Genomic DNA, 24,884 nt, shown 5'->3' with positions numbered 1-24,884 from the left:
CTTCACGTCACCCCTTATTCCATAAGGGGTTTTCATGATCTTGCCCTGCAACTTAATGTTAACCATTTAATTTACAGCCCCCCATCCTTTATCCTTATTTGATATAAATCAAATATTACTTAATTAATCCATAAACATTATAAATTTTCATTTTGCATAAAATTCCACACATTTATTCGCTACATACTCTAGGCAACCTAAAATAAAAGAATCGTAGATAAACCATCAGCATAGATAACCACTTTAATCACACTAATACCCTGATAATTTTCAGTGTAATTATTGAGCAATAAATTAGTACAATAAAAATGTGAACAGTCGCTAGGTTAGAGTTAAAAATGAGATTTAAAATACCCAACAGATAAATAAAAGCTCAAGTCTAATATCTGATTTAATTTAAAAATCAAAAATATAAACGTTTGTTTTAATTAATTATTAAATTAACTGATCAATTCGAATCTTATTACATTTATTGATTTACCTTTTTTAGGATCAGCTATTTATTTTTGACTCGCGAATTCACACTGATCTGCCTGGGGGCATTGACGTGAAAGGAGATGGCTATGACGACCGAAACGATTAAAAAGGCAGAAAAAGGCGGCTTCTTTGCCAACTTTAAGTTCCCTTCTGCCTACACCATTTTATTTATTCTTATTGCGCTCGTGGCTCTGTTCACATGGATTATTCCAGCAGGCCAATACGACCGAGCAATGAATGAAGAATTAGGCCGAGAAGTACCGGTTACCGGCACCTATCAAACGGTAGAAGGTAACCCTCAGGGTGTGATTGATGTACTACTAGCACCGATTGACGGCTTCTACGACCACAATAGCTATGAAGCTGCGGCAATCGACGTTTCGCTGTTCATTCTAATCATTGGGGGCTTCTTAGGGCTAGTCACTAAAACCGGTGCGATTGATGCCGGTATCGAACGCGTCACCGCCCGCTTAGAAGGGCGAGAAGAGTTGATGATACCAATACTGATGGCACTGTTTGCCGCGGGCGGTACTGTCTACGGCATGGCAGAAGAATCACTGCCCTTCTATACCTTGTTAGTCCCTGTGATGATGGCTGCTCGCTTTGATCCTCTTGTGGCTGCTGCAACGGTACTGCTTGGTGCGGGCATTGGGGTACTAGGCTCAACCATTAACCCATTCGCGACCGTTATCGCTGCCAACGCCTCTGGTATTCCATTTACAGACGGCATCGTGCTGCGTGTTGGCATGCTGATTGTTGGTTGGGGTATCTGTGTTGCCTACGTCATGCGCTACGCCAGAATGGTGCAAGCCGACCCAAGCAAATCAATAGTGTACGACAAATACGAAGAGAACAAAGCGCACTTTCTTGGCAACGCAAGTGGCGAAAAACTTGAATTCACTGCGACTCGTAAACTCATTCTGGCCATTTTTGGCGGCTCATTCGCGGTAATGATTTACGGTGTATCCGTTGCTGGGTGGTGGATGGCCGAGATCTCAGCCATGTTCTTAGCGGCGACCATCATCGTTGGTATTGTGGCCCGCATGAGTGAAGAGGAGTTTACTTCGAGTTTCATTGATGGTGCCCGAGACCTACTGGGCGTGGCGCTTATTATCGGTATTGCGCGTGGTATTGTGGTGGTGATGGACCGCGGTATGATCACCGACACCATTCTCTTCTCTGCAGAACAAATGGTCACCGGACTGTCTTCGGTTATCTTTATTAATGTGATGTTCTTCTTAGAGATCCTACTGTCATTCTTAGTACCATCAACATCAGGCTTAGCAGTACTCACCATGCCAATCATGGCACCGCTGGCCGACTTTGCTGGCGTAGGTCGTGACCTTGTTATTACCGCTTACCAATCCGCCTCTGGCTTGGTGAACTTAATCACACCGACCTCTGCAGTGGTAATGGGTGGCTTAGCGATTGCTCGTGTCCCTTACGTGCGCTGGGTTAAGTGGGTAATGCCACTAATCGGTATCTTGATGGTGTTCTGCATTGTCGTACTGAGTATTGGTGCGCTGATCTAACTCAAAGCACTTCACTCCTTTCTCATCCAAAGCCGCTTCTCATAGCGGCTTTTTTATGGCTTCCTCTCCCCATGTCCCCCTACTACTGAAGTAGCATCTCGAAGCCATACACGCGATATTCAAGGTATCTTCTGTTCGTAACAAAGCTCTGCTCAACCAAACCCAAAGCACTCGCAATAGAAGAGTCACCCTACTTTTCAATATCAAATTAGATTGATGAAATAACACGCTATTTTCAGCCATGATTTTTAGATAAATAATTAGTCACTTATTAGCGTTAATTATATTTAAAGTCATTTACAGCCTAATAAACAAACGAAAACTAATGGTCTTTTTTATCAAAAAATACACTTAAACAGCCGATTTTAAAGTGTGACCACAGCAGCTTTATTCGCATTTACTTTGTTAATAAATAATTAATTCCATATCCAAAATTAAATATCTAAATAAAAACACTGCATACTTCCAAGCTAAGCACACTCTTATCAATAAAAATATTCTGCATATATTCCCTCGTAAATTAGATTCTAGTAAGTTTCGTCAAAAAAACGTGCATAAAGTTCCCCAACAGCTAATTATTTAGAATATATTAGCTGTGACTAAAAGTGCATAAAGTTTGTTAAAACCCTTAATTTTAAAGGGCTGCGAGAGAAAAAACGATTTGTGATATATCTCTAAGAATACCTGACTAGCAGGCGTAATATTAATTCCAGACAAGAGATGTGAATAAATAATTCATTCTTCTCAACTGAAAATAAATAATTACTCTTAGCGATAAAAGTAATTCAAATATATAAGAGAGAGACGATCATGAGTAAGTTCTATGTAGGTTCTGAAATAGGTCAATTACGCCGCGTTCTAGTTCACCGTCCAAGACGCGCACTGACTCACCTAACACCCTCTAACTGTCACGATTTGCTATTTGATGACGTACTGGCTGTTGAGCGCGCAGGTAAAGAGCATGACGCATTTACTCAAACGCTACGTGATCAAGGTGTTGAAGTTCTTCTTCTTACTGACTTGCTAGCAGACACACTAGCCGTGCCAGAAGCGAAAGATTGGCTGCTAAACTGCCAAGTATCTGATTACCGTTTGGGTAAAACATTCGCCAATGATGTGCGCTGCTACTTAAGCGACTTACCAAACCTAGAGCTAGCAAAAATCCTAACGGGCGGTCTGTCTTACGCTGAGATGCCAATGAAATCGTCTTCAATGATGCAAGGTATGCACGCACCAACCGACTTTATTATCGAGCCTCTACCAAACCACCTATTTACTCGCGACACGTCTTGCTGGGTATACGGCGGTGTATCTATCAACCCGATGGCGAAACCTGCTCGTCAACGTGAAACCAACCACGTACGCGCTATTTATCGCTGGCACCCAACATTCGCGGGCCAAGACTTTATTAAATACTTCGGCGATGAAGAAAATATCAGCTACGACAACTCAACGATTGAAGGTGGTGACGTTCTTGTTATCGGTCGTGGCACAGTGCTTATCGGTATGTCTGAACGTACAACAGCACAAGGTGTTGAGCACTTAGCATCGAGCCTATTCAAACACGGTCAAGCAAAACAAGTTATCGCCATGCAGTTACCAAAACATCGCTCTTGCATGCACTTAGACACGGTAATGACTCACATGAACGAGGATACATTCTCTGTTTACCCTGAAGTGGTTAGTCAAGACGTGCAGTGCTGGAGCCTAACTGGCGATGAATCAGGCACTGTGAATGTGAAAGAAGAAGGCTACTTCGTAACAGCTATCGAAAAAGCACTTGGTGTAGACAAGCTAAATCTCATCACGACAGGTGGTGACAACTTCCATGCAGAACGTGAACAGTGGAACGATGCGAACAATGTGCTGACAGTTAAACCAGGCGTCGTTATTGGTTATGAAGGCAACACCTACACTAACGAAAAATACGACAAAGCAGGCATCACGGTTCTTTCTATCCCTGGAGACGAACTTGGCCGCGGTCGCGGTGGCGCACGCTGCATGAGCTGCCCAATTGAGCGTGATGGTATCTAATCACTAAGACGAAACGGCCAAGCTAAGCCATTTTACAAGCTTACGTAAAATCAACAGCTTGGCCAAAATGAGAGAACACAATTATGACTAAGCAAACTGTTGTTGTTGCACTCGGTGGTAACGCCCTACTTCGTCGCGGTGAGCCGTTAGAAGCCGATGTTCAACGCCGTAATATTGAAACAGCGGTTAAAACCATCTCTGAAATCGCGAAAGTGTACAACGTGGTCCTAGTGCACGGTAATGGCCCACAAGTTGGCTTACTTGCCCTGCAAGGTTTGGAATACAAAAAAGTAAACCCGTATCCGCTGGATGTCTTGGGCAGTGAGACTCAAGGTATGATCGGCTACATGCTGATGCAAGAGTTCAAAAACTACCTGCCTAACCGAAACATCTCGTGCATGTTGACGCAAATGACGGTTGATCCAAACGATCCTGCGTTTGCCGATCCAACCAAGCCGATTGGCCCGATCTACGAAGAAGCGGAAGCGCGTGAATTAGCGGAGAAGTTCCACTGGATCGTAAAACCAGACGGCCAACATTTCCGCCGCGTTGTACCAAGCCCACGCCCTACCGGCATTGTTGAGCACGAAGCGATCACACAACTTATCGATGCGGGTCACCTCGTAATTTGTACTGGCGGCGGTGGCATCCCAGTGAAAAAAGAGAACGGCAAATTAGTGGGTGTTGAAGCGGTTATCGACAAAGACATGTCAGCGGCTTTCTTAGCGAAACAACTGGATGCGGACGCGCTGCTTATTTTGACTGATGCCGACGCTGTTTATCTTGATTGGGGCAAGCCAACTCAACACGCACTGCGCAGTACCACACCAAGCGAACTGGCGAAATTCGAGTTTGATGCGGGCTCAATGGGGCCAAAAATTGAAGCATCGTGCGAATTCATTCAGCAAGGCGGCAAAGTGGTGGGTATCGGCGCTCTCGAAGATGGTTTGCAAATCCTGCAAGGCCAAGCGGGCACCAATATCACCAAAGGTTAACCCACTAACGAGCTTTATTATCTTGAAAAACTTAAAGCTTAAGAAGCTGAAACCTTGAGAGCTTTTAAAGCTTGTGAAAACAGAATTAAACGAAACAAACAGAACCGAACAAATTGACTAAAAAATTGAATCGCGCTTTCTTGAATTTTCTTTCCCTGTAGCAAGAAAGCGCCTAAATCTAAGAAGGAATACATCATGGCTTTTAACCTACGCAATCGTAACTTCCTAAAACTACTAGATTTCACTCCACGCGAGATTCAACACTTGTTAGATCTTTCAATGGAGCTTAAAAAAGCGAAGTACAACGGTTACGAACAGCCAACACTGACTGGCAAAAACATTGCGCTTATCTTTGAAAAAACATCAACTCGTACTCGTTGTGCATTTGAAGTTGCCGCATTCGACCAAGGTGCTCGAGTGTCTTACTTAGGCCCATCTGGCTCTCAAATTGGCCACAAAGAATCAATGAAAGATACCGCTCGCGTTCTTGGCCGTATGTACGACGGCATCGAATACCGCGGCTTCGGCCAAGAAATCGTGGAAGAGCTAGGCGCTTATGCTGGCGTACCAGTGTGGAATGGTCTGACTGACGAATTCCACCCAACACAAATTCTTGCAGACTTCCTAACCATGACAGAATTCGGCCGTGGTAAACAGTTACACGAAATCAGCTTTGCTTACCTAGGTGATGCTCGCAACAACATGGGTAACTCTTTGATGGTTGGCGCTGCGAAAATGGGCATGGACATTCGCCTTGTCGCACCAAAACAGTTCTGGCCACAAGAAGAGCTTTTAGCTCAATGTCGTGAAATTGCAGAGCACACTGGCGGCAACATCACACTGACTGAAGATGTTCAAGAAGGCGTGCAAGGCTGTGAATTCCTATACACTGATGTTTGGGTATCAATGGGCGAAGCAAAAGAAGCGTGGGCTGAGCGTATTAACTTAATGATGCCTTACCAAGTCAACATGGACATGATCAAAGCAACAGGCAACCCACATGTGAAGTTCATGCACTGCCTACCCGCTTTCCACGGCGAAGATACAACCGTCGGCAAACAGCTTGCTGCTGAATATCCGCAGCTTAAAGATGGTGTAGAAGTGACAGATGAAGTGGTCGAATCTGAATACTCTATCGTGTTCGATGAAGCAGAAAACCGCATGCACACCATCAAAGCAGTCATGGTTGCGACATTAGGCAGTTAATAAGCTAATCAACTAAGAATCTAAATAGCTAAGCACGCACTTGTTGGCAAGATATTGACAAGTTAAGTGCTGCAATGACAGGGAAGTGCGGGTGGCGTTCTTGGGAATTTGACCTTGAATAAAGCCCGCATTTTTTTTCATGTAGTTGAATAGATTATTACCTAAAAAAGCCTGAGATTCTCAGTTCCAACAAAGGCTTAAATGGAAGCTTTAAACGGACGTTATTTCGCATAAAAATCCATTAAATGAATACTTTACAGAAAGTATTGCATGGCATTTTTATCTGAGTATAATCCTCCGCAATTTGTCTTAAGAGAGCAAAAAATGAACTGCAATTCTGTCGCACATGATTGTCAAACTACACGCCAAAGAGTGGCGTTGGTGTCATTTTTATTTTGCTCTATTGATCGTTTCGAAGCCTCCTATTGTTAGGGGGCTTTTTTTTGTCCGCAATTTGACTGTATGCAAAGAAGGAAGACCCGTTATGGCGCATTCGTTATTTAACAAGCACATCATCTCCATACCAGAGCTCACTCGTAATGAACTGGAGCTTATCGTCAACACCGCAGCAAAGCTCAAGGCTGAGCCAAATCCAGAGCTGCTGAAAAATAAAGTTGTTGCAAGCTGCTTCTTTGAGCCTTCAACTCGAACTCGCCTTTCATTCGAAACCGCAGTTCAACGCCTTGGCGGCACCGTCATCGGTTTTGATAATGGTGGAAACACATCGCTGGCTAAAAAAGGCGAAACACTTGCCGATTCAGTGCAGGTTATTTCCTCTTACGTCGATGCCTTTGTGATGCGTCACCCACAAGAAGGCGCAGCACGCTTAGCCTCTGAATTCTCTAACGATGTTCCTATCGTCAATGGTGGCGACGGTGCGAACCAACACCCAACGCAGACCTTGTTGGATCTATTCTCGATTTACGAAACTCAAGGCACGCTCGATAACCTCAATGTGGCATTCGTTGGCGACCTAAAATATGGCCGCACCGTGCACTCATTGACGCAAGCGCTATCAAAATTCAACAACGTGCGTTTCTTCTTTATCGCGCCAGAAGTGTTAGCGATGCCGGATTACATCTGTGAAGAATTAGAAGAGATGGGCATCCAATACAGCACCCACAGCAGCATTGAAGAAGTGGTGCCTGAACTGGATGTGCTGTACATGACTCGCGTACAGAAAGAGCGCTTTGATGCGTCAGAATACGCACACATGAAGTCGGCTTACATTCTGACGGCCGATACGCTGAAAGACGCACGCCAAAACATGAAGGTGCTTCACCCACTGCCACGTGTCGACGAAATCACAACCGACGTCGATAAAACGCGACACGCTTACTACTTCGAACAAGCTGAAAACGGTGTATACGCTCGCGAAGCCCTATTGGCCCTAGTTCTTAACGACACTTTATAAGCAGGAGAAACAGTCATGGTTAAACAAACTCAGCTACAAGTAGAAGCGATCCGTAACGGCAGCGTCATTGACCACATCCCTGCTCACCTTGGTATCAAAATCCTTAAACTGTTTAAGCTGCATAAAACAGAACAACGAATCACCATGGGGTTAAACCTGCCATCATCAGCACTCGGCAACAAAGACCTGATCAAGATTGAGAACATCTTTCTGACCAAGGAACAAGCCAACCAATTGGCTCTGTATGCTCCGCAAGCCACAGTCAACCAAATTGAAGAGTACAAAGTAGTCAACAAGCTAACCCTTGTGCTGCCAGAGCAAATCAACAGTGTGTTCGCTTGTCCAAATAGCAACTGTATTTCACACGGTGAACCAGTCGAAAGTAGCTTTAAAGTGCAGCTAAAACACGAAAACGTACAGCTAAAATGTCACTATTGTGAAAAAGTATTCTCTCGCGAGATCATGAGCGAAATTCGCTAACCCTTAGCGCTATTACCTTCGCTACAAAAAACCACTTAATCCTAATGGATATTTATTCTCAACCTGGAATAAATATCCATTCAACCAAAGAATAAAAAACCAAAATAAAAGCAGTTAACCAGAATATTGTTTGGTGATCACCTTCAAAAAGATAACCATCCTTTAGTGTTAGACTTAGTGGATAGATGATCATACATCTCGCATACCCTCCCATATTTACTTCGGGATTCATCGGTAAGCCCTAATTAACAATTGTACTCTACGGCTTTGGGAGTGCGTTCGACGCTATGGACAAGCGATATCCAAACGTTGACCTTAAGGAGTTGTTCATGAACGAAATCACTGAGCACGGTTGCTTGTATTCAGCTGAAGATAAAACACTGACTGCAGCGTGCAAACGCTTGCTACAACAACAAAGCTTCTCGACCCAGAATCAACTGAGAGAGAAACTCGTCGACATTGGCTATATAGGTATTAGTCAATCGACCGTATCTCGTATTTTGTCACAACTCGGCGTTGTAAAAGTTCAAAACGCCTGTGGTAAGAAGGTCTACTGCATAACCGTTGAGAGTGCACCTGTACGTGTCGACGCATCCATCTCCTCGCAAATCGAATTAATTACTCACAACCAAGCCATGGTGATAGTAAAGACTCACCCGGGTTGTGCACAGCTGGTCGCAAGATTAGTCGATATCGACCCACATACTGAAATTATCGGTACCGTTGGCGGCAATGACACGGTGCTCATTATTCCAAAAGACACGATGAATATTGATGCTTGCGAACAAGTGGTAAAAGCACGTTTGGGCGTCGCCTAAGCGTCTCACTTACACAAAACTAAACACTTAAATCACATAGCTCCCCTTGGATCGGCAAATCAATGCTTCACTTGTCCAAGGGGATATTTATTTATCGATGAAACTAATCACAAACTATTACGGTCTGATTGAGTTAAGATACCTTCAACTCCATTTTGATGACTAATAGTATGCGACGACTTGCCACATTACTTTTTGTTTGCGTTTCCTTATTCACCCAGCCTGCGTGGGCGCTTTTTGGAAATGACAACGCCGAGCCAAGCTTCGGAGGCAATAACAATGGTTTTGTCCCTGTAGACCAAGCTTTCCCTTTCAATTACTACCAACAAGACGGCCAAGTGCTTCTCGACTGGCAAGTAAAGGAGGGCTACTACCTTTATCAACATAGCCTCTCTTTTAGCGGTCAAAACCTCGCAATCGGCAATGTTAAAATAGAAGATGGCCAACCACACCAAGATGAATTCTTCGGTGAAGTAAGCATTTATACTCAACCGTTATTCGTGCAAGTTCCGCTACAGAGTTACCAAGATGGCTCACAGCTGATCGTTAAGTATCAAGGCTGTGCAGATGCTGGTTTCTGCTATCCACCCGAAACTCGAATCATCGACATTGAGCCATTTACTGCGACGGATTCTGGAGATATGAAAAGCAGTGATGCGCAAAACAGTGGTGCCTCGCAAGGTTTTTCTGATGCTGCTGGTGAAGCTGACAATTCAGTACAACCCTCTTCTCCTACGACTGACGCAGCAAGCAATACCACTCAACAAACCAATACTCCCGTTTCAAAAGACGCAGGCTTAGCCGATAAACTCGGTGACAGTTGGTGGACACCATTACTATTCTTAGCGCTCGGTGTTGGTTTAGCCTTTACGCCGTGTGTTCTGCCTATGTATCCAATTCTAACGGGTATCGTTTTAGGTGGTGGCAAGCTCAGCCAAGGTCGTGCGCTGATGCTATCGTTCATCTACGTGCAAGGCATGGCGTTAACCTACACCTTATTGGGTTTAGTGGTTGCCTCTGCGGGTATGCAGTTCCAAGCTGCGATGCAACATCCTTACGTATTAATTGCGTTGAGCGTTCTGTTCGTGGCGTTGGCGATGTCGATGTTTGGCGTTTATAACCTGCAACTTCCAAGCAGCATCCAAACTTGGCTTAACAATCAAAGTAACAAGCAACAAGGTGGCAATACCTTGGGCGTGTTCGCGATGGGTGCTATCTCTGGCTTGGTGTGTTCACCTTGTACCACGGCTCCATTGTCAGGTGCGCTGCTGTATGTGGCTCAAAGTGGCGACCTATTTACCGGTGCTATTGCTCTGTATGCCTTAGCGATGGGTATGGGTATCCCGCTGATCTTGGTTGCGGTATTTGGTAATAAACTTCTGCCGAAAGCAGGCAGTTGGATGGACAAGGTGAAGATCGTATTTGGCTTTATCTTGCTGGCAGCTCCAATCTTCTTACTAGAGCGCATTATCCCTGAATTATGGGCAACCGTGCTTTGGTCTGGCCTTGGGTTTATCGCTTTCGGTTGGTTGTACCATAGCAAGAATGCACTGCCATTCGGCGGTTGGAAGCAAAGCGCTGTGGGCATCATCGCGATGCTTGGCCTATTCGCTTCGGCACAGCCTGCATTGAACTATTGGTTTGCGGAGAAGAGCATAACGGTAGAACAACAGCATATCCAATTTGCACGCATCAATACCGTTGAAGAGCTAGAGATCCAACTCATCGAAGCGAAAAAACTGGGCAAGCCAGTAATGCTCGATTTCTACGCCGATTGGTGTGTGGCGTGTAAAGAGTTTGAGAAGTACACCTTCCATCAGGCCGATGTCGAAAACAAACTATCTGACTTCGTGTTGCTTCAGGCCGACGTAACGAGAAACATGCCTCAAGACATTGAACTGCTTAAACAATTACAGGTACTCGGCTTACCAACCATTGAGTTCTGGGACGGTGAGGGTAACCATGTTCCAAATGCTCGTGTGACCGGCTTTATGCCTGCTGATATATTCCTAAAGCACATTCAAGACCACCAGCTATAAAACGACGACATTTGTCCATATCTAAGCCCAAACAAAAGCCGCACCGCCCCTCGGTACCGAGATGACAGTGCGGCTTTTTTGGTATTCAGAGTAACACTTTCTTATTCTGGGGATAAAAGTCGATATGGTTCAGACTTTTAATGCATAAATATTGTCCACACACTCAATCGGGATGATAATAAATCTTAACTAAATTGTTAAAAGTATGAACGTCATGGACTCGACCTATACCATCATCATTGCTGATGACCACCCTCTCTTCCGCAACGCCCTGTTTCAGTCAGTTCATATGGCGATCAGTGGCGCGAACCTTCTTGAAGCCGATTCTCTGGATGCCTTGCTGACTTTACTAAAGAAAGAAGATGAGCCCGACCTCTTGTTACTCGATCTTAAAATGCCAGGTGCAAATGGGATGTCAGGTTTAATTCAGCTGCGCGCTGAATACCCAGATTTACCGATTGTCGTGATCTCAGCCAGCGAAGATGCCAGCGTGGTCAGCCAAGTTAAAAGTCATGGTGCTTTTGGCTTTATTCCTAAATCGAGTGATATGCGTGAACTCTTGAGTGCACTCAACCAAGTTCTCAACGGTGATCCATTCTTCCCTGAAGGCCTCATCACTAATAATGCGGCTTGTAGCGACCTTGCAGAAAAACTCTCCACACTGACCCCTCAACAATATAAGGTCTTGGGAATGCTGTCTGATGGTCTACTTAACAAGCAAATTGCCTATGAATTGAATGTATCAGAAGCGACCATAAAAGCACATATGACCGCTATCTTCCGTAAACTGGACGTGAAAAACAGAACTCAAGCAGTTATATTGCTACAAGAAGTCCACAATTAGGCTTCACTAATATCCTTTTCTAAAGTCGTCTTTGGTAAACATAAGCCCAGCTTGACGACTTGATAATCATTGACCTCAGCGACCACCCAATTAATGTCATGCCACTCAAAGCTGTCACCTAATACTGGATATACACCAAGCTCTTGTTCTACTAACTGTTTTAGCGTCATTTCTCGCTCTTCTTCCGAGCCAAGCTCAATACCATACCAATCACTTACCGCAGTAATTGATAAGCTAACATCCAGGAAGAAATCACCAAAAAATCGTGCTGCTTCTTCGGCTAACGGAGCTTCACTGAATAGCTGGCTTAAACTACCTAAGTCTTTATCTTGGCCCAGTACGCACAGAATATCATTGGCCTCTAATACTGTACTGCCCGATGGGTGAAGCAAGACATCTTGTCGAAATAGTGCGGTAATTCGCGTCCCTTCAGGCATAGACAAACGCTTTAAAGGTTCGCCAATACACCACTTTTCGTCTTTCAGCTTGTAAACAAACATCTCCCACTCACTGGTCGGGTAGATCTCAATACCCGTGCGAGAGATAGGTGTCGGCGTTGGTGGTAGAGTCACCTGAGCTAATCGAGCAACTTTCATCAAGCTACCACCTTGAACAATCAACGAAACCATCACCACGAAGAAGGCGATATTGAAATACAGCTGCGCATTTGGCAAACCAGCCATCATCGGGAAAACCGCTAAAATGATCGGCACTGCGCCACGTAAACCAACCCAAGAAACAAACCAACGCTCTTTGGTGGTAAAGTTTCTGAACGGCAGTAAACCCAACCAAACAGACAGTGGACGAGCAAACAAAATCATACCGAAGGCGAGTGCCAACGCAGGAAGTGCAATGTCCATCAATGTCGATGGAGTAACCAATAACCCAAGCACCAAGAACATCACGATCTGGCTTAACCACGTCATTCCATCAAGAACATTGAGAATAGAGTGTCGAGAGCGAGTCGGGCGATTTCCGATGAACAAACCTACGAGGTAAATCGATAAAATCCCACTGCCGCCGAGCATGTTAGAGAATGCAAACAGAGCAATGCCACCACTGAGCACTAAAATAGAATAAAGACCATCAGCCAGTTGCACTCGATTAATTGATTTCCACAGAACCCAACCACCGCCAATTCCGACAATAATGCCGATACCAAACTGCATTACAAAACTTTTGAGTAGGAAACCTCCCCCCATATCGACATCTGGGTTGCCCAACAGTGCGATTAAAGTCACCGTCAGAAAGACCGCCATTGGATCGTTAGTGCCGGATTCAATCTCTAGTGTTGAACCCACACGCTCATTGAGACTCTGTCCTTTCAACAAAGAAAATACCGCAGCAGCATCGGTTGAACCGACAATCGCTCCGACCAAAATTCCCTGCATAAACGAAAGGTCAAATAACCAAGCTGCCATTAGACCCGTTAAGGTTGCAGTACATGCTACCCCTACGGTTGCCAACGAGAGTGATGGCCAAAAAGCCACTTTGAAACTAGCAACTTTGGTTCTCATACCGCCATCAAGAAGAATTACAGCAAGCGCAAGGTTACTCACCAAGTATGTCAGTGAATAATCATCGAACTTAATGCCACCGAGTCCATCTTCACCCGCCAACATACCAACAAACAAAAATATCAAAAGAATAGGAATGCCCAATCGAGAGGACACTGGTGAGAAAAGCACACTGATGGAGATTAATACTGCACCAGTTAAAAACAAGTGGTTGATAGTTATTGCGTCCAATTCGTTCCCCTAAAGAATACAACACCGTGCTTTAAGCATGTCAAACGTTTGCCGTAAAGCAATGCACGGTCGGTGAACATGCCTTTTTACTATAACAAAATTATATCGTTGTTCATGACATATGCGGGTTCATCGACAATTTATCTGTCATTTCATTGTTAAATTTTCTGACCAACGCACTAATTTAGATTGTTTTGTTAGACCTTTGGCTAATTTAACAACATTGCAACATCACAATTTTCTGCGATTATGGCTTCTCGGTCCCACATTTCAGTACATTAGCGCTAATAGTATCCCGACTAAAGTTGCACAGATCCCTTGACTTATCCTTGCTACATTCTAAATCGTAACATTGCATTAACATATTATTTTATACAGACATGGTTTCTACGAAAACGGAATAAAGGAGAAGGCAATGGCGTTCGAATCTACGGAACATGCTCAAGCCTACTGGAAGGAAAACTTGGGGATTATGGGAACACTGCTCGCGACCTGGTTCGCAGTGTCTTACGGCGCTGGCATCTTATTTGTGGATGCCCTTAACACCGTTCAGTTTGGCGGGTTCAAGCTCGGCTTTTGGTTCGCTCAACAAGGTTCGATATACACCTTCGTTGCGCTGATATTTATTTACGTTGTCCGCATGAACGCGCTCGACAAAAAATACAACGTACAGGAAGACTAGAGGCTAGAACATGGATATTCAAACTTGGACGTTTATTCTCGTCGGTATTACTTTTGCAGTATATATCGGCATCGCAATCTGGGCTCGTGCAGGGTCAACCAGTGAATTCTACGTTGCTGGCGGTGGTGTACACCCGGTAGCAAACGGCATGGCAACTGCCGCTGACTGGATGTCGGCAGCGTCGTTCATCTCAATGGCAGGTATCATCTCATTCGTTGGTTACGACGGTGCGGTTTACCTAATGGGTTGGACAGGTGGTTATGTACTACTGGCGCTATGTTTAGCACCTTACCTACGTAAGTTCGGTCAGTTTACGGTCCCTGATTTTATCGGTGAACGTTACTACTCGAAAACAGCGCGTATGGTCGCGGTATTCTGTGCAATCTTCGTATCATTTACGTACGTTGCCGGCCAAATGCGTGGTGTAGGCGTTGTATTCTCTCGTTTCCTAGAAGTCGACATTAATCTAGGTATCATCATTGGTATGGGTATTGTGTTCTTCTACGCAGTACTGGGTGGCATGAAAGGCATCACTTATACGCAGGTAGCTCAATTCTGTGTCCTCATTTTCGCCTTCCTTGTCCCTGCAATCTTTACTTCAATCATGATGACGGGCAACCCGCTACCACAAGTTGGCATGGGTTCGACGATCACAGGTACTGATGTTTACCTACTTGATAAACTGGATGGCCTCACCGAAGAGCTCGGATTTACCGCCTATACCGAAGGTAACAAGAGCACTGTCGACGTCTTCTTCATCTGTGCGGCGCTAATGGTTGGTACAGCCGGTCTTCCACACGTAATCATTCGTTTCTTCACGGTACCAAAAGTACGTGATGCACGTATCTCAGCGGGTTGGGCTCTACTGTTCATCTCATTGTTATACACAACAGCACCAGGCGTTGCAGCATTTGCTCGTGTAAACATGATCGAGACAATCAATGGCCCAGACATGCAAGGTGTCACCGCAGTAGACGCACCAAGCTGGTACAAAAACTGGGAAAGCACTGGCCTAGTGGGCTGGGAAGACAAGAATGGCGATGGCAAAATGTTCTACTCGGGCGATGAACGAAACGAGATGAATATTAACCGTGACATCATTGTACTGGCTTCTCCAGAGTTAGCGAAACTACCAAACTGGGTTGTAGCATTACTAGCCGCCGGTGGCCTAGCGGCTGCACTATCCACAGCAGCGGGTCTGTTACTGGTAATCTCAACCTCAATTTCACATGACTTGTTGAAGAAAGGCTTCAGACCAAACATGACCGACAAGCAGGAGCTATTAGCCGCTCGTTTGGCCGCCATGGTCGCGATTGTGGGTGCCGGTTACTTAGGTATTAATCCACCAGGCTTCGTAGCTCAGGTAGTAGCATTTGCCTTCGGCCTTGCCGCCGCATCCTTCTTCCCTGCCATCATCCTAGGTATCTTCTACAAGAAGATGAACAAGGAAGGCGCGATTGCGGGTATGTTGACGGGTATCGCCTTTACGGCAAGCTACATCATCTACTTCAAGTTCATTAACCCTGCAGCAAGCACACCTGAAAATTGGTGGTTTGGTATCAGCCCTGAAGGCATCGGTACGCTAGGTATGTGTCTAAACTTCGTCGTATCAATTGCAGTGAATAAAGTGACAGCTGAAGTTCCTGAAGATGTACAAGAGATGGTTGAGTCTATCCGCTACCCTAAAGGTGCAGGTGAAGCTCACGACCACTAAGCAGAGATGTTTAGAAAAAAATGAATCAGTACTTACATTGTAGGGATTAGGTACTGACTCCGGAAGGCCGATACGTATGTATCGGCTTTTTCTTTTCCCCTTACATTTGATAAAAAGGCAAACAAATTATAAAAAGACAAACAAAGGGTTGTTTTTAAAACTACATTTGATAACAATTATCATTACCATCCATTAAAGAGATGCAAATGATGATGAAAGAACAGCAGGGTCTCTATTCGAGGTTTTACAAAGCACAAGATCGCTTTGCTTCATTAGAACAAGTTCAAGGCCACGAGCCGTTTGTGATTCGAGACTACATCGAGTGTGCGCTTACGCTTTCTACTTATTATGAAAGGCATGCCACCCAAGAAAATGTCTTGCTGTGTGAACTGTACCTACGCCAAGTGTTCTTCCATTTAATTGAAGCAATCGAATCACCAGGTCGCAGTTTCACCTTTCGTCATATCTGCCTAGACTCTATTCACGCACCACTATTTTATTTAAAACGCCATTATTGCCAGCAACCACAGGGCCAAGCGCGTTTTTTGAATCTCAGCCAAATACTACAACAAGTCCAAGCGCCACTTGGCTAACAAGGATAGAAGATGACCCAAAAATTTCGGATTGAAAAAGACAGCATGGGCGAAGTTAAAGTCCCTGCTGATGCGCTATACCAAGCACAAACTCAACGTGCTGCGGATAACTTCGCTTTTAGCTCACACAAGATGCCAACCAGCTTTATTCAAGCATTGGCGTTAATTAAACAGGCCGCCGCCGATACTAATGCTCAGTTAGGGTTGCTGGAAGGTGATATTGCCAATGCGATAGCCGAAGCAAGCCAAGAGATCATCGAGGGTAAACACCTCGAGCAATTTCCTATTGATGTCTATCAGACGGGCTCTGGCACCAGTTCCAACATGAATGCCAATGAAGTGATTGCGACACTCGCTTCAAGAAGCCTGCAAGGCGACGTGAACCCCAATGATCACGTAAACATGGGGCAAAGCAGTAATGACGTAGTGCCAACCGCAATCCAAGTCAGTATCGCTCTGATGGCAGAAAATAAGTTGTTGCCTGCATTAACCCACCTTTCTGCAGCACTTACAGTAAAACAACATGAGCTTGCTAAAGTAGTCAAAACCGGCCGTACCCACCTAATGGATGCGATGCCAATAACCTCTGGGCAAGAGCTTGGTGGTTGGAAGTATCAAATTGAACACGCCAAGCAAGCCATTGAAAGCAGCTTGCCAGCAATCAAGGCACTTGCCCAAGGTGGCACAGCGGTAGGTACGGGGATCAATGCCGACCCACGCTTTGCCGATAAGTTTGCGAGCAATCTTTCTCAATCGACAAAGATCAGTTTTACCTCAAGTGAAAACTTCTTTTTTAACCTCAGCAGCCAAGACGCGATCGTAGCATTGTCTGGTCAGCTTAAAACGGCAGCCGTTGCGATCATGAAGATCTCCAACGATCTTCGATGGATGAACTCAGGGCCACTGGCCGGCTTGGGTGAAATTGAATTGCAGGCACTACAGCCGGGCTCATCTATCATGCCGGGCAAAGTGAACCCTGTGATTCCAGAAGCCGCTGCAATGGCGGCGGCGCAAGTGATTGGTAACGACACCACCATTACTATCGCAGGCCAATCGGGCAACTTCCAATTGAATGTGATGCTGCCAGTGATTGCTCATAACGTATTAGAAAGTATTGAGCTGCTAGCAAACAGTTCCGTCGCATTAGCTGATAAAGCGATTGCTACCTTCACGGTACGACAAGACAATCTTGATTTAGCGCTTTCAAAGAACCCAATTCTCGTCACGGCACTTAACCCTGTGATTGGTTACTTGAAGGCTGCTGATATTGCTAAGAAAGCCTACAAAGAGGGATTACCAATCCTTGATGTCGCCGAAAGAGAAACCGATCTTAGCCGAGAAGAACTCAGCAAGCTGCTTGACCCAACCACACTGACGCAGGGTGGTATTGCCGGCTAGTTAGCAAGCTGACAGGCATTTGCTGAAACTCACTTAAATATCAGAGACAAAAAAGGCCTCATACGAGGCCTTTTCACATCTTGGATGTTAATTTCATTAACTCACACGATTCAATACCGCTCTGAGTTTGAGCGGCTTCACAGGCTTAGCGATAAAACTAAAGCTGTTAGCCTTTATCGCTGCCAACATATCATCGGTTCTATCTGCACTGATGATGACGCCTTCAAAAGAATCTCCAAGGCGTAAACGACACTGTTGTAACACTTCCAGACCCGTTCGATCATTATCGAGACGATAATCCGAGAAGATCACATCTGGCTGCCAATCATTCTCTAGGCACTTCAAGCTTTCGACTAAGTCGACAGCGGTCTTCACTTCACACCCCCAACGGCCTATCAAGTTCTCCATGCCAACTAAGATTTCTCGTTCATTATCGACACATAGTATTTTTAGGTGTTCGATATCGCTAGTGGCCATTGGCGCTGAAACTTGAATAGCCGGAGCCACCTTTTCTGCTCTCGCTAAGGTGATAGAAAAAACGCTGCCTTGCCCCGGCCATGAGCGCATCGATATTTGATGACCGAGTACTTGAGCAATACCTTTAGAGATAGCTAACCCTAAACCCAAACCTTGATCGGCGCGCACTTGGCTACCACGAGTAAACTCTTCAAAGATTTCTTGCTGTTTATCTTCATCAATACCGGTTCCATTATCCCATACATCGATTCGAACCTGACCGTTAACTCGTTTCGCTCCGAGTATCACTTTACCTTCTGGGTTATAACGAAATGCATTGCTCAAAAAATTCTGAATAACACGCCTTAATAACTTCGGATCAGAGTGAATAAATAGCGACGATGGGACCATCTTAAACTCAATTTTCTGCTGCGTGGCTAGGGCGCTAAACTCGGCATTCAAATTGGCTAGTACATCACGCACTGCGATCGCGTGGATGTTGGTTTCTAATTTCCCCGATTCCAATCGAGAGATATCCAGCAGGTCACCAATCAGATCTTCTGCGGCTCCGAGTGCACTCTCGATATGGGACGAAAGCTGCTTCACTTCTTGCTCTTTTGCCATCTCAGAAAGTGACGAAGCGAACAAGCGTGCCGCATTCAATGGCTGCATCAAATCGTGGCTTACTGCCGCGAGAAAACGGCTCTTAGATTGAGATTCTTGATCAGAGATCTGTGTCGCCTTGACCAAGCGATGGTTAAGCTTTTCTAATTCTTGAGTTCGCTCGTGCACTCGCCACTCTAAGGTTTCATTAGCATCTTTTAGCGCTTGTTCTGCTTGTCTAAATACCGTGATGTCGGTAAAGCTCATCACAAAGCCACCACTTGGCATCGGATTACCTTGCACTTCAATGACTCGTCCATCGGGGCGAATACGTGAAGAGGTATGTCGAGAACCTTGTTCAAGGTGATAGACACGACGTCGAACGTGATCTTCTGGGTCACCCGGGCCACATAGACCTTGCTGCGCATTGTGACGAATCACATCTGAAATGGGTCGCCCAACTTGAATCAAGCCTGCAGGGAATTCAAACAGTTCTAAATAACGTTGATTCCACGCCACCAACCTCATTTGTTTATCGATCACTGCGATGCCTTGGCCAATATGTTCAATCGCACCTTGCAATAAGCCACGGCTGAAATCGTACAGCTCAGAGGCTTCATCAACGATAGTCGCGACCTCTTCAAGCTGCATGTTTCTGCCGCGCAAAGCCGAAGTAAGTACTAACTTAGCAGAAGAAGCACCGAACACCCCAGCGAGTACACGCTCTGCATGTCGGATCAGGCTTGCGGGGGCTTGTTGGTTAGGAAGCAGCGGCTGTCCGTGTTGCTGCCAATAACTGTGTAAGGCACTTTTCGCACGCTTTCGGCCCACAAAACGCGACGCCAACATCTCTAATTCAGCCACCGTCACGCGGCTCTGATACAGACTGATGTTCTCATTTTCAGGTAACGGTGTGCCAATAAAAGTGGCTGATTGCAAGCGCTCACTTAGGCTTGGTCTGGTCGATATCGAGACCACCGCGTAGCACAAGGTATTGAGTAAAATGCTCATCACAATTCCCCAGTTTGAGCTGCTGACACCCCAGCTAATGAGCAGTTCAGGGGGCGTGATGATCCACAGTAATAAGTTACTCTCACTATCACCAGCCAGCATGCTGGTTTGACTCATCAGGGTAATAAGCCAGATCACCGAGCCGACAAGCAACCCCACATAAACACCCTTTCGATTTCCGGGGCGCCAATACAAACCACCAATTAATGCTGGAGCAAACTGAGCAATAGCCGCAAACGAAAGAAACCCGATCGCCGACAGTGAATGAATGGTATCGAGTGCCTGATAAAACGCCCACGCACCAAGTAAAAGCAATAGGATTAATCCGCGACGAATCACCAACAACAAACCAGAAAAATGCTTATGTGTTCTCTGAGTTAGGCGCATACGACGCAACAACAACGGCATCACTAAATCATTAGACACCATGATCGCTAATGCGATAGTCGATACGATCACCATCCCACTCGCAGCTGATGTGCCGCCCAGAAAAGCGAGCAAAGCAATGTGGTTCGCTCCTACCGCCATTGGCACACTTATCACATAGGTATCTGCTGGCATATTGGTGAGTAACCCCTGACCGGCCCAGGCAATGGGTAGTACAAACAACCCCATCAAGATCAAGTAAACCGGAAATAACCAACGTGCTGTGTGTAAATCCTGAGGGCGTTCGTTCTCCACAACCATGGTATGAAACTGACGCGGTAAACAAACAATCGCCAACATGGTCAAAACGGTATGAATGACTAAAGTAGGAATATTGGGGGGTTCATACGTGGATGCCGCAACGTCAAGCAAGTCAATTTTATCGTGACTCATCGCCAGATAAATAATAAACAAGCCGACAATCAAGAATGCCGCAAGCTTAACAATAGATTCAAACGCCACAGCCATCATCATTCCTCGGTGATGTTCTGTGTTATCGATGTGCCGGGTACCAAACAGCATGGTAAAAATGGCCAATGCACCGACCACAAACCAAGAAACGTGATAGTCCTGATAGCCAAAATCAGTGGCTAGGTTTGGCGCAACAATATCCAATCCCATGGTAATGCCACGAAGTTGCAATGCGATATAAGGAAGGATACCCACCACAGCAATAATAGTGACAGCAACGGCTAAGCCTTGGGATTTTCCATAACGAGCCGCAATAAAGTCGGCAATAGAAGTGATGTGCTCACGCTTCGCAATAAGGATCAGCCGAGCTAAGATCCGCCACCCCAACGTAAACACTAAAATGGGGGCGAGATAGATAGGAAGAAAAGACCAAGGGTTATCACTCGCCTGCCCGACCGTTCCATAAAACGTCCAAGAGGTACAATACACCGCAATGGAGAGACTATAAATCCATGGGCGCCAACGCGAAAGCCAACGAACCTGTCGGTCTCCATACCAAGCGATCAGAAATAACACGCCCAAGTAGGCTAAAGAGACTGGAATTACTATCCATCCTTGCATTAACAACCCTTTTCATCCATAAAAAAACCTCTCCATAAGGGAGAGGTTTCATTTAACTAAGGATGCACCATTAACTCAATCGCATCACTTAAATTCTGTGCTTTGGGCTTTAATATTGTACTTCGCCACTAACTTTTTGCTTCAGATTGTTCAGACCCAATTTGATTAACTTCAACAACCGAGCTTCTTTCATCAAGCTTAATAAATAGCGCAAGAGCCCCCATCGCAGCCATACCCCAGAAAATATTAGCCCCCCATAACTCATAGCCCCAGCCACTCAACGTTGTCATTAGAGCAATAAACGCTCCCAATGGAATGGCGTTATAAAGCGCTTGTAAAGCCACCATTTTGTTTTGCTCTTCAGACTGAATGTACTGAATCGCCGCAATATGAGCCATTGCGAATGTCACGCCGTGCAACAGTTGAACCAAAATCAAAGCACCAATTGCCGTAGTCGATGCCGTAATTCCCCAACGAGCCATCACCCCTATTGCCGCGACCACAAAAAGAGTGCGCAGTGACCAACCAGAAAATAAGCGCTTACTTAAAGCAAACACAGCCACCTCTGCGACAACACCTAGGCTCCACAAATAACCGATGATCGCCTCTGAGTGCCCAGCTTCTTTCCAATAAATCGCACTAAAGCTGTAATACGCGGCATGGCTTCCTTGAAGCAGTGCCATCAATGCAAGAAACTTCACTACCGACGATTCACGTAATAGTTGACCAAGTTTAGGTCTTTCAGCGACTTGCTCTGATTCTGTCACCGGCATTACATTCGGGTTTCTCATCGCCAACACCAGTGACAACAACACGCCCGCAAGTGCTGTATATAAAATCATATCAGTGCCAAATTCAGCAACCAGATAGCCAACCACTGTAGAGCCCGCGATAAAGGCAATCGAACCCCATAATCGAGTACGTCCATAATCAAGCATTTTTAGGCGGCTGTAATGATTCGCCATGGCGTCAGACAACGGAATAATTGGGCCACAACATAGATTGAATAATACCGTGGCTAGCAACATCAGCAGAAAGCTGCCACCGGTGAAGAAGTGGAAACCGACAAACAAGAGCGCAGCAAAACTCAGACAACGCAGAGCTGGCATTAAGTGCTCCACTTTATGGATGCGCGGTGTAATCACTAGGTTAGCCACACAACGCGTCGCAAAGCCGATACCAATTAAAACCCCAATGTCACCAGCCGAGACGCCTTGGTCTTCAAACCACAACGCCCAAAATGGCAAATAAACACCATAGGCAAAAAAGAAACCAAGGAAATACTGGGAAATCCAACCATAAGGTGAAGGGCTAAACATAAATGACCTATAAAGTGTATGGAAAAAGGCAGCACCAATTATGCCTACCTCGCATACAATGAAAAAGGGAATTATTACTAAGATAGCGTTCCCATATTGACTCAACTCATCACTTCACTCTCCAACAAAATCATACTTCAACCGAGAACTGCATTTGCGTTTAGACTAAAGTCGTCTGGAGGTTCGCTGGTAATTTGTCAGACTGAAAAGAGATTCCTAATTCTTTCGATGTTTATGCCTGATAAATTTAATATGCAGCACCCACCCTTCGATAGCCTGTCCGATGCAGAACAGCTAACGCTGCGATCATCATTAGATGTGGTTTACTACCGAACACACGAAGTGATATTGGAGGCCGACCGACCAAGTCGTCATTTGCATATTCTTATTAAAGGGGCTGTTGAAGAACGAGCCAGCAGCGATGGGGAAATCTACGCGCACTATGCCAATGACGATATTTTTGATGTCCGTAGTCAGTTTGAGTCTCATACCAAGCACCAATATGTCGCGCTTGAAGATACCTTAAGTTATTTGCTGCCAACCGATGTATTCCTTGATCTTTACCACGCCAACGGCCAATTCGCGGCTTATTTTGATAGCAACCTATCGACCCGAAAAGCACTGATTGAAGCCGCTCAACAGCAACAGAATCTTGCCGAGTTCATACTGACCAAAGTAGACGACTCTATTTATCACCCACCGCTAATATTGGAACCAACCCAGCCGATTAACCAAGTCACTCAAACCCTAAAAGAACAGGGATTAGATTCGGCCTTAGTCCACCTAGATCATCATCAACTCAATACTTTTGGAACATCATCTATTTTCCCGTATGCCATCGTCACTCGGACCAATTTATTGCATGCTGTGATGCTCGACAATCGCCCGCTCGATAGCGCAGTTGGCGAGATAGCTACTTTCCCAGTGTTGCACGTTAACCAAGGTGACTTCTTGTTCAATGCCATGATTACTATGACCAGAAACAAGGTGAAAAGGCTGATGGTTTGTGATGACCAAAATGCTGTGGGTATGTTGGACATGACGCAGATTCTCAGTGCGTTCTCGACTCACTCGCACGTGCTGACTTTACGTATCGCGCGAGCCACCAGCATTGAAGAATTGGCAATGGCTTCTAACAAACAGCGTCAACTGGTCGAGAGCTTGCTCAGTAATGGGATTCGCACACGCTTTATCATGGAGCTGATTTCTGCTGTTAATGAACAGATCATAGAGAAGGCGTTTGAATTGGTTATCCCACCCGCATTGCATAATCATTGCTGCTTAATCGTGTTGGGCTCAGAAGGGCGTGGAGAGCAAATTCTCAAAACCGATCAAGACAACGCGCTAATAATTCAAGATGGCTTGGAGTGGCATCAATGCCAAAGTGCCATGAACGACCTCACCCACACATTGCAGCAATTGGGCTATCCACTCTGCCCTGGCAACGTGATGGTCAACAATCCGAAATGGGTACACTCACAGCAAGAATGGAAACACATCCTCACAAGTTGGGTGAAGAAAGCCTCTCCCGATAGCGTGATGGAGGTTGCAATAATGGCGGATGCGCACGCCGTCGCGGGTAATAGAGAATTATTAAAACCTGTAAAGCAGCACCTCAGTGATTTAATGCTAGGACAGGAATTGATTCTTACGGAATTCTGCCGCCCGGTGCTGAACTTTTCAGTTCCCTTGACCCTGTTTGGTAACGTGAAACAGTCCAAATCAGGGCTCGACATCAAACAAGGCGGTATTTTCCCTATCGTGCATGGCATTAGAGCACTCTGTCTTGAACACGGCGTGACCGTAAACAACACCTTTGAGCGCATTGAACAGCTAGTCAGCAAGAATGTACTAGAACAAAGCACAGCCGATAACCTCGGAGAAGCGCTCAAACAGTTCTTTAAGTGGCGTTTGGCCCAACGACTATCGCAACAGCACAGCAGCAATAAGATCAACATTAAATTGATGGATCGAGCAGACAGAGATTTGCTGCGTCATAGCCTGCATGTCGTTAAAAAGTTCAAGCAATGGCTCGGCTATCACTATCAGATACGGGATTAGAC

The 24,884-nt window shown here is 45.4% G+C and carries 17 protein-coding genes; 14 read left to right on the top strand and 3 right to left on the bottom strand.

Annotation, left to right across the window (positions count from 1 at the left end):
• The first annotated feature begins 563 nt into the window (after positions 1-563).
• The 9 genes from WR49_RS18820 to WR49_RS18775 all read left to right on the top strand — a co-directional run bounded on the left by WR49_RS18820 (position 564) and on the right by WR49_RS18775 (position 11,839).
• Entirely contained in the window at positions 564-2,009 is a 1,446-nt protein-coding gene (locus WR49_RS18820; protein WP_046225022.1) for a YfcC family protein, read from the top strand.
• 810 nt (positions 2,010-2,819) lie between these two features.
• Positions 2,820-4,043 carry an arginine deiminase gene (arcA, locus tag WR49_RS18815; RefSeq protein WP_017055880.1) on the top strand — a complete coding sequence of 408 codons (1,224 nt, stop codon included), beginning with the start codon at positions 2,820-2,822 and terminating at the stop codon, positions 4,041-4,043.
• Between the two features lie 83 nt (positions 4,044-4,126).
• Positions 4,127-5,038, top strand: coding sequence for a carbamate kinase (gene arcC / locus WR49_RS18810; protein WP_017055881.1), 912 nt, complete (start codon positions 4,127-4,129; stop codon positions 5,036-5,038).
• A gap of 195 nt (positions 5,039-5,233) precedes the next feature.
• Positions 5,234-6,244, top strand: coding sequence for an ornithine carbamoyltransferase (gene argF, locus WR49_RS18800; protein WP_046225021.1), 1,011 nt, complete (start codon positions 5,234-5,236; stop codon positions 6,242-6,244).
• Between the two features lie 484 nt (positions 6,245-6,728).
• Positions 6,729-7,658: an aspartate carbamoyltransferase gene (gene pyrB, locus WR49_RS18795; RefSeq protein ID WP_017055884.1), complete on the top strand. Its 930-nt coding sequence runs from the start codon at positions 6,729-6,731 to the stop codon at positions 7,656-7,658.
• 15 nt (positions 7,659-7,673) lie between these two features.
• Positions 7,674-8,138 (top strand): aspartate carbamoyltransferase regulatory subunit, encoded by a 465-nt coding sequence (gene pyrI, locus WR49_RS18790; protein WP_004729721.1) that lies wholly within the window; start codon positions 7,674-7,676, stop codon positions 8,136-8,138.
• Between the two features lie 329 nt (positions 8,139-8,467).
• Positions 8,468-8,956, top strand: coding sequence for an arginine repressor (locus WR49_RS18785; protein ID WP_017055885.1), 489 nt, complete (start codon positions 8,468-8,470; stop codon positions 8,954-8,956).
• A gap of 170 nt (positions 8,957-9,126) precedes the next feature.
• Positions 9,127-10,995, top strand: a complete 1,869-nt coding sequence (locus tag WR49_RS18780; protein ID WP_046225020.1) for a protein-disulfide reductase DsbD — start codon at positions 9,127-9,129, stop codon at positions 10,993-10,995.
• A 214-nt stretch (positions 10,996-11,209) separates the two neighbouring features.
• Entirely contained in the window at positions 11,210-11,839 is a 630-nt protein-coding gene (locus tag WR49_RS18775; protein ID WP_046225019.1) for a response regulator transcription factor, read from the top strand.
• Here the strand turns inward: WR49_RS18775 and WR49_RS18770 are convergent.
• The gene (locus WR49_RS18770; protein WP_017055888.1) at positions 11,836-13,587 is read right to left on the bottom strand and encodes a potassium/proton antiporter; all 1,752 of its coding nucleotides are present in this window, start codon (positions 13,585-13,587) and stop codon (positions 11,836-11,838) included. The two genes, WR49_RS18775 and WR49_RS18770, sit on opposite strands and share 4 nt — an antisense overlap.
• Before the next feature lie 415 nt (positions 13,588-14,002).
• Between WR49_RS18770 and WR49_RS18765 the strand changes: the two genes are divergently transcribed.
• From WR49_RS18765 to WR49_RS18750, 4 genes are all read left to right on the top strand, one after another.
• Entirely contained in the window at positions 14,003-14,269 is a 267-nt protein-coding gene (locus tag WR49_RS18765) for a DUF4212 domain-containing protein (protein WP_017055889.1), read from the top strand.
• Positions 14,270-14,279: 10 nt separating this feature from the next.
• Positions 14,280-15,983: a sodium:solute symporter family protein gene (locus tag WR49_RS18760; protein ID WP_017055890.1), complete on the top strand. Its 1,704-nt coding sequence runs from the start codon at positions 14,280-14,282 to the stop codon at positions 15,981-15,983.
• 206 nt (positions 15,984-16,189) lie between these two features.
• The gene (locus WR49_RS18755) at positions 16,190-16,576 is read left to right on the top strand and encodes a hypothetical protein (protein ID WP_082082799.1); all 387 of its coding nucleotides are present in this window, start codon (positions 16,190-16,192) and stop codon (positions 16,574-16,576) included.
• Positions 16,577-16,588: 12 nt separating this feature from the next.
• Positions 16,589-17,974, top strand: coding sequence for a class II fumarate hydratase (locus WR49_RS18750; RefSeq protein WP_046225018.1), 1,386 nt, complete (start codon positions 16,589-16,591; stop codon positions 17,972-17,974).
• 96 nt (positions 17,975-18,070) lie between these two features.
• On the opposite strand, the gene WR49_RS18745 is transcribed toward WR49_RS18750, so the two are convergent.
• Together WR49_RS18745 and WR49_RS18740 are read right to left on the bottom strand one after the other, a co-directional pair.
• Positions 18,071-21,502 carry a hybrid sensor histidine kinase/response regulator gene (locus WR49_RS18745; RefSeq protein WP_046225017.1) on the bottom strand — a complete coding sequence of 1,144 codons (3,432 nt, stop codon included), beginning with the start codon at positions 21,500-21,502 and terminating at the stop codon, positions 18,071-18,073.
• Positions 21,503-21,630: 128 nt separating this feature from the next.
• Positions 21,631-22,821, bottom strand: a complete 1,191-nt coding sequence (locus WR49_RS18740) for a 3-phenylpropionate MFS transporter (protein WP_046225016.1) — start codon at positions 22,819-22,821, stop codon at positions 21,631-21,633.
• Positions 22,822-23,049: 228 nt separating this feature from the next.
• Between WR49_RS18740 and WR49_RS18735 the strand changes: the two genes are divergently transcribed.
• Positions 23,050-24,882, top strand: a complete 1,833-nt coding sequence (locus WR49_RS18735; protein ID WP_046225015.1) for a DUF294 nucleotidyltransferase-like domain-containing protein — start codon at positions 23,050-23,052, stop codon at positions 24,880-24,882.
• Positions 24,883-24,884: the final 2 nt, after the last annotated feature.

This window comes from Vibrio sp. ECSMB14106 (genome assembly GCF_000972265.1).
GTDB classification, from domain to species: domain Bacteria; phylum Pseudomonadota; class Gammaproteobacteria; order Enterobacterales; family Vibrionaceae; genus Vibrio; species Vibrio kanaloae.
This window is presented reverse-complemented; position numbering and strand designations above follow the sequence as displayed.

Excerpts from the sequence above, each read along its gene's own strand:
- WR49_RS18820 (WP_046225022.1), top strand. The coding sequence starts at position 564 with ATGACGACCGAAACGATTAAAAAGGCAGAAAAAGGCGGCTTCTTTGCC.
- arcA (WP_017055880.1), top strand. The coding sequence starts at position 2,820 with ATGAGTAAGTTCTATGTAGGTTCTGAAATAGGTCAATTACGCCGCGTT.
- arcC (WP_017055881.1), top strand. The coding sequence starts at position 4,127 with ATGACTAAGCAAACTGTTGTTGTTGCACTCGGTGGTAACGCCCTACTT.
- argF (WP_046225021.1), top strand. The coding sequence starts at position 5,234 with ATGGCTTTTAACCTACGCAATCGTAACTTCCTAAAACTACTAGATTTC.
- pyrB (WP_017055884.1), top strand. The coding sequence starts at position 6,729 with ATGGCGCATTCGTTATTTAACAAGCACATCATCTCCATACCAGAGCTC.
- pyrI (WP_004729721.1), top strand. The coding sequence starts at position 7,674 with ATGGTTAAACAAACTCAGCTACAAGTAGAAGCGATCCGTAACGGCAGC.
- WR49_RS18785 (WP_017055885.1), top strand. The coding sequence starts at position 8,468 with ATGAACGAAATCACTGAGCACGGTTGCTTGTATTCAGCTGAAGATAAA.
- WR49_RS18780 (WP_046225020.1), top strand. The coding sequence starts at position 9,127 with ATGCGACGACTTGCCACATTACTTTTTGTTTGCGTTTCCTTATTCACC.
- WR49_RS18775 (WP_046225019.1), top strand. The coding sequence starts at position 11,210 with ATGGACTCGACCTATACCATCATCATTGCTGATGACCACCCTCTCTTC.
- WR49_RS18765 (WP_017055889.1), top strand. The coding sequence starts at position 14,003 with ATGGCGTTCGAATCTACGGAACATGCTCAAGCCTACTGGAAGGAAAAC.
- WR49_RS18760 (WP_017055890.1), top strand. The coding sequence starts at position 14,280 with ATGGATATTCAAACTTGGACGTTTATTCTCGTCGGTATTACTTTTGCA.
- WR49_RS18755 (WP_082082799.1), top strand. The coding sequence starts at position 16,190 with ATGATGATGAAAGAACAGCAGGGTCTCTATTCGAGGTTTTACAAAGCA.
- WR49_RS18750 (WP_046225018.1), top strand. The coding sequence starts at position 16,589 with ATGACCCAAAAATTTCGGATTGAAAAAGACAGCATGGGCGAAGTTAAA.
- WR49_RS18745 (WP_046225017.1), bottom strand. The coding sequence starts at position 21,502 with ATGCAAGGATGGATAGTAATTCCAGTCTCTTTAGCCTACTTGGGCGTG.
- WR49_RS18740 (WP_046225016.1), bottom strand. The coding sequence starts at position 22,821 with ATGTTTAGCCCTTCACCTTATGGTTGGATTTCCCAGTATTTCCTTGGT.
- WR49_RS18735 (WP_046225015.1), top strand. The coding sequence starts at position 23,050 with ATGTTTATGCCTGATAAATTTAATATGCAGCACCCACCCTTCGATAGC.